At 66.8% G+C, this 12,108-nt stretch carries 18 protein-coding genes; all 18 read left to right on the plus strand.

Translation table 11 applies throughout. The features are described from left to right. The first annotated feature begins 91 nt into the window (after positions 1-91). The 18 genes from AC07EQ_RS31160 to rplX all read left to right on the plus strand — a co-directional run bounded on the left by AC07EQ_RS31160 (position 92) and on the right by rplX (position 12,106). On the plus strand, positions 92-346 hold the full coding sequence (locus tag AC07EQ_RS31160; protein WP_478391439.1) for a PASTA domain-containing protein: 255 nt from the start codon (positions 92-94) through the stop codon (positions 344-346). Between the two features lie 483 nt (positions 347-829). Beyond that, positions 830-1,204 (plus strand): 30S ribosomal protein S12, encoded by a 375-nt coding sequence (gene rpsL / locus AC07EQ_RS31165; protein ID WP_009948619.1) that lies wholly within the window; start codon positions 830-832, stop codon positions 1,202-1,204. Next, positions 1,204-1,674 carry a 30S ribosomal protein S7 gene (rpsG, locus tag AC07EQ_RS31170; RefSeq protein WP_010315434.1) on the plus strand — a complete coding sequence of 157 codons (471 nt, stop codon included), beginning with the start codon at positions 1,204-1,206 and terminating at the stop codon, positions 1,672-1,674. Before rpsL ends, rpsG begins: the two co-directional genes overlap by 1 nt. 77 nt (positions 1,675-1,751) lie before the next feature. After that, positions 1,752-3,854: an elongation factor G gene (fusA, locus tag AC07EQ_RS31175; RefSeq protein ID WP_132493040.1), complete on the plus strand. Its 2,103-nt coding sequence runs from the start codon at positions 1,752-1,754 to the stop codon at positions 3,852-3,854. A gap of 203 nt (positions 3,855-4,057) precedes the next feature. Further along, positions 4,058-5,251, plus strand: coding sequence for an elongation factor Tu (gene tuf / locus AC07EQ_RS31180; protein WP_093265650.1), 1,194 nt, complete (start codon positions 4,058-4,060; stop codon positions 5,249-5,251). A gap of 650 nt (positions 5,252-5,901) precedes the next feature. Next, positions 5,902-6,207, plus strand: a complete 306-nt coding sequence (gene rpsJ / locus AC07EQ_RS31185; protein ID WP_009948626.1) for a 30S ribosomal protein S10 — start codon at positions 5,902-5,904, stop codon at positions 6,205-6,207. 35 nt (positions 6,208-6,242) lie between these two features. Continuing rightward, a complete protein-coding gene (gene rplC, locus AC07EQ_RS31190) occupies positions 6,243-6,893 on the plus strand; it encodes a 50S ribosomal protein L3 (RefSeq protein WP_478391440.1) in 651 nt (216 codons plus the stop codon). Next, positions 6,893-7,576 carry a 50S ribosomal protein L4 gene (gene rplD / locus AC07EQ_RS31195; RefSeq protein WP_132493038.1) on the plus strand — a complete coding sequence of 228 codons (684 nt, stop codon included), beginning with the start codon at positions 6,893-6,895 and terminating at the stop codon, positions 7,574-7,576. The genes rplC and rplD overlap by 1 nt, the downstream gene beginning before the upstream one ends. Continuing rightward, complete coding sequence (rplW, locus tag AC07EQ_RS31200; protein ID WP_132493037.1) at positions 7,573-7,872, plus strand: 50S ribosomal protein L23; 300 nt, start codon at positions 7,573-7,575, stop codon at positions 7,870-7,872. The genes rplD and rplW overlap by 4 nt, the downstream gene beginning before the upstream one ends. Before the next feature lie 32 nt (positions 7,873-7,904). Then, positions 7,905-8,738 carry a 50S ribosomal protein L2 gene (rplB, locus tag AC07EQ_RS31205; protein WP_093265644.1) on the plus strand — a complete coding sequence of 278 codons (834 nt, stop codon included), beginning with the start codon at positions 7,905-7,907 and terminating at the stop codon, positions 8,736-8,738. Between the two features lie 18 nt (positions 8,739-8,756). Beyond that, complete coding sequence (gene rpsS, locus AC07EQ_RS31210) at positions 8,757-9,038, plus strand: 30S ribosomal protein S19 (RefSeq protein WP_093265642.1); 282 nt, start codon at positions 8,757-8,759, stop codon at positions 9,036-9,038. A gap of 43 nt (positions 9,039-9,081) precedes the next feature. Continuing rightward, complete coding sequence (gene rplV, locus AC07EQ_RS31215) at positions 9,082-9,498, plus strand: 50S ribosomal protein L22 (RefSeq protein ID WP_093265641.1); 417 nt, start codon at positions 9,082-9,084, stop codon at positions 9,496-9,498. Beyond that, a complete protein-coding gene (gene rpsC, locus AC07EQ_RS31220) occupies positions 9,498-10,337 on the plus strand; it encodes a 30S ribosomal protein S3 (protein WP_132493036.1) in 840 nt (279 codons plus the stop codon). Before rplV ends, rpsC begins: the two co-directional genes overlap by 1 nt. Positions 10,338-10,340: 3 nt before the next feature. Beyond that, entirely contained in the window at positions 10,341-10,760 is a 420-nt protein-coding gene (rplP, locus tag AC07EQ_RS31225; protein WP_358388963.1) for a 50S ribosomal protein L16, read from the plus strand. Beyond that, positions 10,760-11,002 (plus strand): 50S ribosomal protein L29, encoded by a 243-nt coding sequence (rpmC, locus tag AC07EQ_RS31230; RefSeq protein WP_093265636.1) that lies wholly within the window; start codon positions 10,760-10,762, stop codon positions 11,000-11,002. Before rplP ends, rpmC begins: the two co-directional genes overlap by 1 nt. After that, positions 10,999-11,274, plus strand: coding sequence for a 30S ribosomal protein S17 (gene rpsQ, locus AC07EQ_RS31235; RefSeq protein ID WP_132493034.1), 276 nt, complete (start codon positions 10,999-11,001; stop codon positions 11,272-11,274). The genes rpmC and rpsQ overlap by 4 nt, the downstream gene beginning before the upstream one ends. A gap of 149 nt (positions 11,275-11,423) precedes the next feature. Next, positions 11,424-11,792 (plus strand): 50S ribosomal protein L14, encoded by a 369-nt coding sequence (gene rplN, locus AC07EQ_RS31240; protein WP_010315405.1) that lies wholly within the window; start codon positions 11,424-11,426, stop codon positions 11,790-11,792. Then, a complete protein-coding gene (rplX, locus tag AC07EQ_RS31245) occupies positions 11,792-12,106 on the plus strand; it encodes a 50S ribosomal protein L24 (protein ID WP_478391441.1) in 315 nt (104 codons plus the stop codon). Before rplN ends, rplX begins: the two co-directional genes overlap by 1 nt. Positions 12,107-12,108 lie beyond the last annotated feature (2 nt).

The following is a 12,108-nucleotide window of genomic DNA, read 5'->3' on the forward strand; positions in this document are numbered from 1 at the left end:
GGCTATCTTCTGGGGCGACACGGCAGGAGGCCGCATTGGCAACGCTGCACTGGGCCCCTCTCACCACGCCCGCCGGCCCTGGGGCGGCGTCATGAGGCCGGAGCGCGGAGTCAACCGGTACCTCGACTACTACGGCGATCCGCGGCCCATCCCGGACCTGGTCGGGCGGACGCCGCGGGAGGCGCTCGCGGTGGCCAATGCCGTCGGGGTGGAGGTCGTCGTCGGCGGCCCGGACGGCGACCCGCGCCCGCTGCGCCGGGACCACGGCCGCATCCAGCGCCAGCACCCGGCGGCCGGGCGGCCGATCGGGCAGGCCAGCTGGGTCGTGGTGTGGCCGGCCGAATGACCCCGCCGGTGTGAGCCATCTCGCTCCGCGGGAGGCCCTTGTCAGCCTGGGTAGAGTGTCCGGGAGGGAAGCCGCGAGCTCGCACCCCGAGGTGGCGCCGTCGCAGCGCCGGGTGATCGAGCAGGTCAAGGGGGACCCCGTTTTGACCCTCTGAGAACGGGGCAGGTATCTTTGTTTATCGGACCCGACACCCATCGGGTCGATCCGCATGCCCGTGCATGACGTGGTCGCCAGCCGCTGGTTGAGACCGCGCCAGCGCCGAGGATGTGTGGAACTCCTCTCGACAACCCTCTGGGGTCGTTCCCATTGGGGCGCATCGGCGCCGAAAGGCCGAGGAGCGGGCGACACGCCCGACCTCGTGGTGCGGGAGGAGTCCCGAAACACAGTGCCTGACAGGTGCTCGACGCCAGGGCACGCCGAAGCTCGAACGAGCGCCGCTTGGTCGAGTACCAGAAGACGCGAACGCTGACAGAAAGCCGGTCCATGCCCACCATCCAGCAGCTGGTCCGTAAGGGCCGCCAGGACAAGGTCGCCAAGACCAAGACTGCGGCGCTCAAGGGGAGCCCGCAGCGGCGTGGCGTGTGCACCCGCGTGTACACGACCACCCCGAAGAAGCCCAACTCGGCACTGCGCAAGGTCGCTCGTGTCAAGCTGACCAGCGGCATCGAGGTCACGGCCTACATCCCGGGTGAAGGCCACAACCTGCAGGAGCACTCGATCGTGCTCGTTCGTGGCGGCCGTGTGAAGGACCTCCCCGGCGTGCGCTACAAGATCATCCGCGGTTCCGCTGACACCCAGGGTGTGAAGAACCGCAAGCAGGCTCGCAGCCGGTACGGCGCGAAGAAGGAGAAGAGCTGATGCCCCGCAAGGGTCCGGCCCCGAAGCGGCCGCTGCACGCCGATCCCGTGTACGGCGCGCCGTTGGTCACGCAGCTGGTGAACAAGGTCCTCGTGGACGGCAAGCGCTCGCTGGCCGAGCGGATCGTTTACGCGGCGCTGGAAGGCTGCCGGGAGAAGACCGGCACCGACCCGGTCGTCACGCTCAAGCGTGCCCTCGACAACGTGAAGCCGACCCTGGAGGTCCGCAGCCGCCGCGTCGGTGGCGCGACCTACCAGGTGCCGATCGAGGTGCGCGCCGGTCGCTCCACCACCCTCGCGCTGCGCTGGCTGGTCGGTTACTCCCGGCAGCGCCGCGAGAAGACCATGGTCGAGCGCCTGATGAACGAGCTGCTGGACGCGAGCAACGGCCTCGGCGCGAGCGTCAAGAAGCGTGAAGACACGCACAAGATGGCGGAGTCCAACAAGGCCTTCGCGCACTACCGCTGGTGACGTCGGGTCGGCTCTTGCCCGCCTCGGCGCACCGATTCGACAGCTTGCACCTGCTGTAGGGAACGGGGAAGAAACTCGTGGCACGCGACGTGCTGACAGACCTGACCAAGGTCCGCAACATCGGCATCATGGCCCACATCGACGCGGGCAAGACCACCACGACCGAGCGGATCCTCTACTACACGGGGATCACGTACAAGATCGGCGAGGTGCACGACGGCGCCGCGACGATGGACTGGATGGAAGAGGAGCAGAAGCGGGGTATCACCATTACCTCGGCTGCTACCACGACCTTCTGGGGCGACACTCAGATCAACATCATCGACACCCCGGGCCACGTCGACTTCACGGTCGAGGTGGAGCGGTCGCTGCGCGTCCTGGACGGCGCGGTCGCGGTGTTCGACGGTAAGGAAGGTGTCGAACCGCAGTCCGAGCAGGTCTGGCGTCAGGCGGACAAGTACGACGTTCCGCGCATCTGCTTCGTCAACAAGATGGACAAGCTGGGTGCGGACTTCTACTTCACGGTGCGGACGATCGAGGAACGCCTCCACGCCCGGCCGCTGGTGCTGCAGCTGCCGATCGGCGCCGAGTCGGACTTCCAGGGCGTCGTCGACCTGGTCCGCATGAAGGCGCTGACCTGGCGCGGCGAGGTCAAGAAGGGCGAGGACTACGAGGTCGAGGACATCCCGGCCGACCTCGCCGAGAAGGCCGCGGAGTACCGCGAGAAGCTGGTCGAGGCCGTCGCGGAGTCCGACGAGGCCCTGATGGAGGCCTACTTCGGCGGCGAGGAGCTGACCGAGGAGCAGATCAAGGCCGGCATCCGCAAGCTGACCAACAGCCGCGAGGCCTTCCCGGTCCTGTGCGGTACCGCGTTCAAGAACAAGGGTGTCCAGCCGATGCTGGACGCGGTGGTGGACTACCTGCCGTCGCCGCTGGACGTCCCGCCGGTGCAGGGTCTGCTGCCCGACGGCGTCACCGAGGCCGAGCGCAAGCCGAGCACCGACGAGCCGTTCGCCGCGCTGGTCTCGAAGATCGCGGTGCACCCGTTCTTCGGCAAGCTCACCTACGTCCGGGTCTACTCGGGCAAGGTCGCCGCGGGCACCCAGGTCATCAACTCGACCAAGGAGCGCAAGGAGCGCATCGGGAAGATGTTCCAGATGCACTCCAACAAGGAGAACCCGGTCGACGAGATCCAGGCCGGTCACATCTACGCGGTGATCGGGCTCAAGGACACCACGACCGGTGACACCCTGTGCGACCCGGCGAACCCGATCGTGCTGGAGTCGATGACGTTCCCGGCTCCGGTCATCGAGGTGGCCATCGAGCCGAAGACGAAGGCCGACCAGGAGAAGCTGTCCACGGCGATCCAGAAGCTCGCCGAGGAAGACCCCACGTTCCAGGTCAAGCTGGACGAGGAGACCGGTCAGACCATCATCAAGGGCATGGGCGAGCTGCACCTCGAGGTGCTCGTCAACCGGATGAAGACCGACTTCAAGGTCGAGGCCAACATCGGCAAGCCGCAGGTGGCCTACCGCGAGACGATCCGCAAGTCGATCGACAAGTACGAGTACACGCACAAGAAGCAGACCGGTGGTTCCGGTCAGTTCGCGCGCGTGATCATCGGCCTGTCGCCGATCGAGCAGACGTCGGAGAGCGCGACCTACGAGTTCGAGAACAAGGTCACCGGTGGGCGCATCCCGCGCGAGTACATCCCCTCGGTGGACCAGGGCGCGCAGGACGCGATGCAGTACGGCGTGCTGGCCGGCTACCCGCTGGTCGGCGTGAAGGTGACCTTGCTCGACGGCCAGTACCACGAGGTCGACTCCTCGGAAATGGCCTTCAAGGTCGCCGGTTCGATGGCGCTGAAGGAAGCCGCCGCCAAGGCCTCCCCGGCGCTGCTCGAGCCCATGATGGCGGTCGAGGTGACCACGCCCGAGGACTACATGGGCGATGTCATCGGCGACCTGAACTCCCGCCGTGGTCAGATCCAGGCCATGGAGGAGCGCAGCGGTACCCGCGTCGTCAAGGCCCTCGTGCCGCTGTCGGAGATGTTCGGGTATGTCGGCGACCTGCGGTCGAAGACCCAGGGCCGTGCCAACTACTCGATGGTGTTCGACTCCTACGCCGAGGTTCCGGCGAACGTGGCGAAGGAGATCATCGCCAAGGCAACGGGCGAGTGACCCGGTGCCCGGTCACGGCTGAGCCGGGGCCGGGCACGAGGCAACGCCTCGCGAAGGCGACCGGGGAGCAATCCCCTCCAGTTCGGCGGCGGACGGGCCGCCACCCCGCAAGGGAGCGGCCCACCCGTCACCTACCCGACAGGACTCCGCCTGGCACAACAAGTCGTACGGCGGAAAGTTAACAAGTCCAGGAGGACAATCCAGTGGCTAAGGCGAAGTTCGAGAGGGACAAGCCGCACGTCAACATCGGGACCATCGGTCACGTTGACCACGGCAAGACCACGCTCACCGCGGCCATCACCAAGGTTCTGCACGACAAGTACCCGGACCTGAACCCCTTCACGCCGTTCGACGAGATCGACAAGGCGCCGGAGGAGCGCGAGCGCGGTATCACCATTCAGATCGCGCACGTCGAGTACCAGACCGAGAAGCGCCACTACGCCCACGTGGACGCCCCGGGTCACGCCGACTACGTGAAGAACATGATCACCGGTGCCGCGCAGATGGACGGCGCGATCCTGGTGGTCGCGGCCACCGACGGCCCGATGCCGCAGACCCGCGAGCACGTGCTGCTGGCCCGCCAGGTCGGCGTTCCCTACATCCTGGTCGCGCTGAACAAGTCCGACATGGTCGACGACGAGGAAATCCTCGAGCTCGTCGAGATGGAGGTCCGCGAGCTGCTGTCGGCCCAGGAGTTCCCGGGTGACGACGTGCCGGTCGTCCGCGTTTCCGCGCTGAAGGCGCTGGAGGGCGACGCCGAGTGGGGCGCCAAGATCGTCGAGCTGATGGACGCCGTGGACGAGAACGTCCCGGACCCGGTTCGCGAGATCGAGAAGCCGTTCCTGATGCCGATCGAGGACGTCTTCTCCATCACCGGCCGCGGCACCGTGGTCACCGGCCGCATCGAGCGCGGTGTGGTCAAGGTGAACGAGGAGGTGGAGATGGTCGGTATCAAGGAGAAGCCGATCAAGACCACCGTCACCGGTGTCGAGATGTTCCGCAAGCTGCTCGACGAGGGCCAGGCGGGTGACAACGTCGGTCTGCTGATCCGCGGTGTCAAGCGCGAAGAGGTCGAGCGCGGCATGGTCGTCGTGAAGCCCGGCACCACCACCCCGCACACCGAGTTCGAGGCTCAGGTGTACATCCTGTCCAAGGACGAGGGTGGCCGGCACACGCCGTTCTTCAACAACTACCGTCCGCAGTTCTACTTCCGGACCACCGACGTGACCGGCGTGGTGACCCTCCCCGAGGGCACCGAGATGGTCATGCCGGGCGACAACACCGAGATGTCGGTCCAGCTGATCCAGCCCATCGCGATGGACGAGGGTCTGCGGTTCGCGATCCGCGAGGGTGGCCGCACCGTCGGCGCCGGTCGCGTCACCAAGATCAACAAGTGACGTGGCGAGGGCCCGCTCCCGTTCTTCGGGAGCGGGCCCTCTTGCTTTTCAGGTGACAAACCTGCCGAAGTTTCGTCTTTGAGGCGGCGAAGCCGCCCGCGTACGCGGGGCGACCACCGGTGTCCGGGATTCCGTCACGGGACCGCCCGGGCGAGGTGAGCCCGGCAACAGTTCTCCCGTAATGCCACCCCCGATTTGGGCTGGCTAAACGGGTGTGTCATCCTGTATGGGTTGCTCGTTCAGGGCGGCCGGGTTTTGAACTGATCGAAATCGAGAAGGTTCGAAGCAGCGGCCGCTTTGCTGCGAGGGCCTCGCGCCCTTGTTCTGGTTCACCGGCTGTTCTCAGGCGGTGCTGGTGCCGCCGGTTCGCCGGTGGCGGGCCGAACAGGGCACAAGAAGGTGTACGGGCCGCAAGGCCCACCCCATCGGCGACGTTCGAGGGGACCGGTATGCGGTAGCCGGGCGACACGCCCGACCGCGTGTACCGGGCACCAGATACCTGAACAGGGGCGGACTGAGAGCTGTGGCGCCTCCCGGCATCGGGATGACGCAAGGCCGAGGCCGCGTGGGGCACCACCGCCCGCGAGGGTGCGGTGCACCCGCACCCAAGACGAAACCGCGGCACGAGACTAGAGGAACGGCAAGCCACTATGGCGGGACAGAAGATCCGCATCCGGCTCAAGGCCTACGACCACGAGGCGATCGACGCGTCCGCACGCAAGATCGTCGAGACCGTGACGCGCACCGGCGCTCGGGTCGTTGGGCCGGTGCCGCTGCCCACGGAGAAGAACGTCTACTGCGTCATCCGCTCCCCGCACAAGTACAAGGACTCGCGGGAGCACTTCGAGATGCGGACGCACAAGCGGCTCATCGACATCCTCGAACCGACGCCGAAGACGGTTGACGCGCTGATGCGCATCGACCTGCCGGCCAGCGTCGACGTGAACATCCAGTAAGCGCGGCGACGAGGTAGCTGGAGAGAACGAGACCTATGTCTGACAGGCAGATCAAGGGGATTCTGGGCACCAAGCTCGGCATGACCCAGGTCTTCGACGACCAGAACCGGATTGTCCCGGTGACCGTCGTCCAGGCCGGGCCGAACGTGGTGACCCAGATTCGGACCCCCGAAAAGGACGGCTACGCGGCCGTGCAGCTGGCGTTCGGCGCCATCGACCCGCGCAAGGTGAACAAGCCGCGGAGCGGCCACTTCGCCAAGGCCGGCGTCACCCCGCGCCGCCACGTCGTGGAGCTGCGCACCGCCGACGCCGGTGAGTACGAGCTGGGCCAGGAGATCGGCGCGGACCTCTTCGAGGCGGGCGCGGTGGTCGACGTCGTCGGCACCAGCAAGGGCAAGGGCTTCGCGGGCACCATCAAGCGGCACGGTTTCCGCAGCCAGGGCGCCAGCCACGGTACCCAGGCGGTGCACCGCAAGCCGGGTTCCATCGGTGGCTGCGCCACCCCCGGTCGCGTGTTCAAGGGCATGCGGATGGCCGGGCGGATGGGTTCCGACCGCGTCACCACGCAGAACCTGAAGGTCCACAAGGTGGAGTCCGAGACCGGCCTGCTGCTGATCAAGGGTGCCGTCCCCGGCCCCAAGGGCGGCCTGGTCCTGGTTAAGAGTCCCGCGAAGGGTGGTGCGTGATGAGCCTGACGCTCGATGTCCGTACCCCGGACGGTAAGACCGACGGCACCGTCGAACTGCCCGCCGAGATCTTCGACGTGCAGGCCAACGTGGCGCTGATGCACCAGGTCGTGGTGGCCCAGCTGGCCGCCGCGCGCCAGGGCACGCACTCCACGAAGACGCGTGGCATGGTGTCCGGCGGCGGCAAGAAGCCGTACCGCCAGAAGGGCACCGGCAACGCCCGGCAGGGCTCCATCCGGGCCCCGCAGTTCACCGGTGGTGGCATCGTTCACGGGCCGCAGCCGCGGGACTACTCGCAGCGGACCCCGAAGAAGATGAAGGTCGCCGCCCTGCGCGGTGCCCTCTCCGACCGGGTTCGCGCCGGCCAGCTGCACGTGGTCACCGGCGTGGTCGGCGGCGAGACGCCGTCCACCAAGTCCGCCAAGACCGCGCTGCGGAACTGGACCGAGGCCAAGAAGGTTCTGATCGTGCTCAACCGCCACGAGGAGGAGAACTCCTGGTTGAGCCTGCGGAACCTGCAGAACGTGCACCTGATCGACCCGGGTCAGCTGAACACCTACGACGTGCTCAACAGCGACGACGTTGTGTTCACCAAGGCCGCGTACGAGCGCTTCGTCGCGGGCCCGGTCAAGGGCCGGTCGGTCAAGGCCGCCGCGTCTTCCGCAGAGGAGGCAGAGCAGTGAGCGCCGACCCGCGAGACATCATCCTTGCGCCGGTGATCTCCGAGAAGAGCTACGGGTTGCTCGAGCAGAGCCAGTACACCTTCCTGGTGGACCCGCGCTCGAACAAGACCGAGATCAAGATCGCGATCGAGAAGATCTTCGACGTCAAGGTCACCAGCGTCAACACGATCAACCGCAACGGCAAGCGCAAGCGTTCCCGCACCGGGTTCGGCAAGCGCAAGGACACCAAGCGGGCGATCGTCACCCTGTCGCCGGAGAGCAAGCCGATCGAGATCTTCGGCGGACCGGCCGCCTGACCGGTGCTGATTAGGACGAGGTTGCGTTAACAATGGGCATTCGCAAGTACAAGCCGACGACGCCGGGCCGTCGTGGCGCGAGCGTGTCCGACTTCGCCGAGATCACCCGGTCGGAGCCGGAGAAGTCGTTGGTGCGTCCGCTGAACAAGAAGGCGGGCCGCAACGCTCAGGGCAAGATCACCACGCGGCACAAGGGTGGCGGTCACAAGCGGGCTTACCGCGTGATCGACTTCCGCCGCAACGACAAGGACGGTGTGCCGGCCAAGGTCGCGCACATCGAGTACGACCCGAACCGCAGTGCTCGGATCGCGCTCCTGCACTACGCCGATGGCGAGAAGCGCTACATCATCGCGCCGAACAACATCAAGCAGGGCGACGCGATCGAGAGCGGTGCGCGTGCGGACATCAAGCCGGGTAACAACCTGCCGCTGCGCAACATCCCGACCGGCACCGTGATCCACGCGATCGAGCTCCGCCCCGGACAGGGTGCGAAGATCGCTCGCTCGGCCGGTGCCCGGGTGCAGCTGGTGGCCAAGGACGGCCCGTACGCCCAGCTGCGGATGCCCTCGGGCGAAATCCGCAACGTGGACGCGCGGTGCCGGGCCACCGTCGGCGAGGTCGGCAACTCCGAGCACGCCAACATCAACTGGGGCAAGGCCGGCCGCATGCGGTGGAAGGGCAAGCGCCCGACCGTCCGCGGTGTCGTCATGAACCCGGTGGACCACCCGCACGGTGGTGGTGAGGGCAAGACCTCCGGTGGTCGTCACCCGGTCAACCCGAAGGGCAAGCCGGAGGGTCGCACCCGCCGCCGCAAGCCCAGTGACAAGCTCATCGTCCGCCGTCGCCGTACCGGCAAGAAGCGCTGAGCAGGGAGGTAAGCAAACATGCCACGCAGCCTGAAGAAGGGCCCGTTCGTGGACGACCACCTGCTCAAGAAGGTGGACGTGCTTAACGAGTCGGGCAAGAAGACCGTGATCAAGACTTGGTCTCGTCGGTCGACGATCATCCCGGACATGCTGGGCCACACCTTCGCGGTGCACGACGGTCGCAAGCACATCCCGGTGTTCGTCACCGAGTCGATGGTCGGGCACAAGCTGGGCGAGTTCGCCCCGACCCGTACTTTCAAGGGCCACGTCAAGGACGACCGGAAGTCGCGCCGCCGCTGAGCCGGGGCTGTGACACGAACGAGTAAGAGCAAGGGGTAGCAGGATGACAGCCCGTTCCGACGACACTGCTGCGGAGTTCCCGCACGCAGTGGCGCGGGCCCGGTTCGTCCGCGTGTCGCCGATGAAGGCGCGCCGCGTGGTCGAGCTCATCAAGGGCCGGAGTGCCGCCGATGCCCTGGCCGTGCTCCAGTTCGCGCCGCAGACCGCCAGCGGTCCGGTGTCGAAGGTGCTCGCCAGTGCGATCGCCAACGCTGAGAACAACCTCTCCCTCGACCCCGAGACGCTGGTCGTGCGCCACGCGTACGTGGACGAGGGCCCGACGTTGAAGCGGTTCCGGCCGCGCGCGCAGGGTCGTGCGTACCGGATCCGCAAGCGGACCAGCCACATCACGGTCGAGGTCGAGTCTCGGCCGAAGGCGGCGACCAAGTCCCGAAAGAGCCAGAAGGGGAGTGCCCGGTAGTGGGTCAGAAGATCAACCCGCACGGCTTCCGACTCGGCATCACCACGGACTGGAAGTCTCGCTGGTACGCCGACAAGCAGTACTCGGAGTACGTCGCGGAGGACGTCAAGATCCGCCGGCAGCTGTCTCGCGGTATGGAGCGCGCTGGGATCTCGAAGGTTGAGATCGAGCGCACCCGCGAGCGGGTCCGCGTGGACATTCACACCGCTCGGCCGGGCATCGTCATCGGCCGCCGCGGTGCCGAGGCGGACCGCATCCGCGGTTCGCTGGAGAAGCTGACCGGCAAGCAGGTCCAGCTCAACATCCTCGAGGTCAAGAACCCCGAGGCGGACGCCCAGCTGGTCGCGCAGGGCGTGGCCGAGCAGCTGTCCAACCGCGTGTCCTTCCGGCGCGCGATGCGCAAGGCCATCCAGTCGGCCATGCGCTCGTCGCAGGTCAAGGGCATCCGGGTGCAGTGCTCGGGTCGCCTGGGCGGCGCGGAGATGTCCCGCTCGGAGTTCTACCGCGAGGGCCGGGTTCCGCTGCACACGCTGCGCGCGGACATCGACTACGGCTTCTTCGAGGCCCGCACCACCTTCGGGCGCATCGGCGTCAAGGTGTGGATCTACAAGGGCGAGCTGGTCGGTGGCCTGAAGCAGAAGCAGCAGGAGTCCGAGGTCCGTCCGCCGCGCGGCGGCGGTGACCGCGGTGACCGCGGTGGCCGTCCGGACCGCGGTGGCCGTCGCCGGGGTGCCGGTGGCGCGGACCGCGCTGCAGCTGACAAGTCCGCCAAGGCCGAGAAGGCCGCGGAGGGCGAGCAGCCGCAGGCTGCTACGGCTGAAGAGAAGACGGAGGGCTGAGACGTGCTCGTCCCACGCAGGGTGAAGTGGCGCAAGAGCCACGCCCCGAAGCGCAAGGGCATGGCCAAGGGTGGTACCCGGATCAGCTTCGGTGAGTACGGCATTCAGGCGGTCGAGCACGGCTACGTGACCAACCGTCAGATCGAGTCGGCTCGTATCGCGATCACCCGGCACGTCAAGCGTGGCGGCAAGGTGTGGATCAACATCTTCCCGGACCGCCCGCTGACCAAGAAGCCCGCCGAAACCCGTCAGGGTTCCGGTAAGGGTTCGCCGGAGGCCTGGGTCGCCAACGTCAAGCCCGGACGCATCATGTTCGAGCTGACCTTCCCGAACGAGAAGACGGCGGTCGAGGCGCTGACCCGTGCGGCGCACAAGCTCCCGATGAAGTGCAAGATCGTGTCCCGCGAGGGTGGTGACTTCTGATGGCAGCGGGTGTCACCGCATCCGAGCTCCGCGAACTCAACGCCGAGGAGCTCGTGCAGCGGCTGAAGGAAGCCAAGGAGGAGCTGTTCAACCTCCGCTTCCAGATGGCCACCGGTCAGCTGAGCAACAACCGGCGGCTGCGCACGGTCCGGCAGGACATCGCCCGGATCTACACGATCATGCGTGAACGCGAACTGGGCCTGACGGTTTCCCCCGAAGGCGCTGAGGAGGGCGCGGCATGAGCGAGAAAGGACAGGGCGTGGAGCGCAACCGTCGCAAGGTGCGCGAGGGCTACGTCGTCTCGGACAAGATGGACAAGACGATCGTGGTCTCCCTCGAAGACCGCAAGAAGCACGCGCTCTACGGCAAGGTCATGCGGCAGACCAGCAAGGTCAAGGCGCACGACGAGGCCAACACGGCCGGTGTCGGCGACCGCGTGCTGCTGATGGAGACTCGTCCGCTGTCGGCCAGCAAGCGCTGGCGACTGGTCGAGATCCTCGAGAAGGCCAAGTAAACGAAGGTGTGCGGCCGGCCGGCCGCCGGGAACCATCCCAGCGGCCGGCCGTTCTCGTGCCGGAAGTTGACCGCGCGCGTCAGGTCGGAAATTTGGCGCGCCAGAGTGTGCCCGGGCCAGGTCCGGGTACTTAGGGTCAGGAGAAAGACGTGATCCAGCAGGAGTCGCGACTGCGTGTCGCCGACAACACCGGGGCCAAGGAGATCCTCACGATCCGTGTCCTCGGTGGGTCGGGTCGCCGGTACGCGGGCCTCGGGGACATCATCGTGGCGACCGTCAAGGAAGCCATCCCCGGTGCCGGTGTCAAGAAGGGCGATGTGGTCAAGGCCGTCATCGTCCGGCAGAAGAAGGAAAAGCGTCGTGCGGATGGTTCCTACATCCGTTTCGACGAGAACGCTGCGGTGCTGGTCAAGCCCGGTGGTGAGCCGCGGGGCACCCGTATCTTCGGTCCGGTCGCCCGCGAGCTGCGCGACAAGAAGTTCATGAAGATCATCTCGCTCGCGCCGGAGGTTTTGTGATGAAGATCAAGAAGGGCGACACGGTCGTCGTCATCTCCGGCAAGGACAAGGGCGCCAAGGGCAAGGTCATCAAGGCCATCCCGCAGGAGCAGCGCGTCCTGGTCGAGGGTGTCAACCGGATCAAGAAGCACACCAAGGTCTCGCGGACCGAGCGTGGCGCGCAGTCCGGCGGCATCGTCACCCAGGAAGCAACGATCCACGTGAGCAACGTGATGGTCGTGGACTCCGACGGCAAGCCCACCCGGGTCGGCTACCGCATCGGTGAGGACGGCAAGAAGGTTCGCATCTCTCGTCGTAACGGTAAGGACATCTGATC

The organism is Saccharopolyspora sp. NPDC045839 (assembly GCF_056431645.1).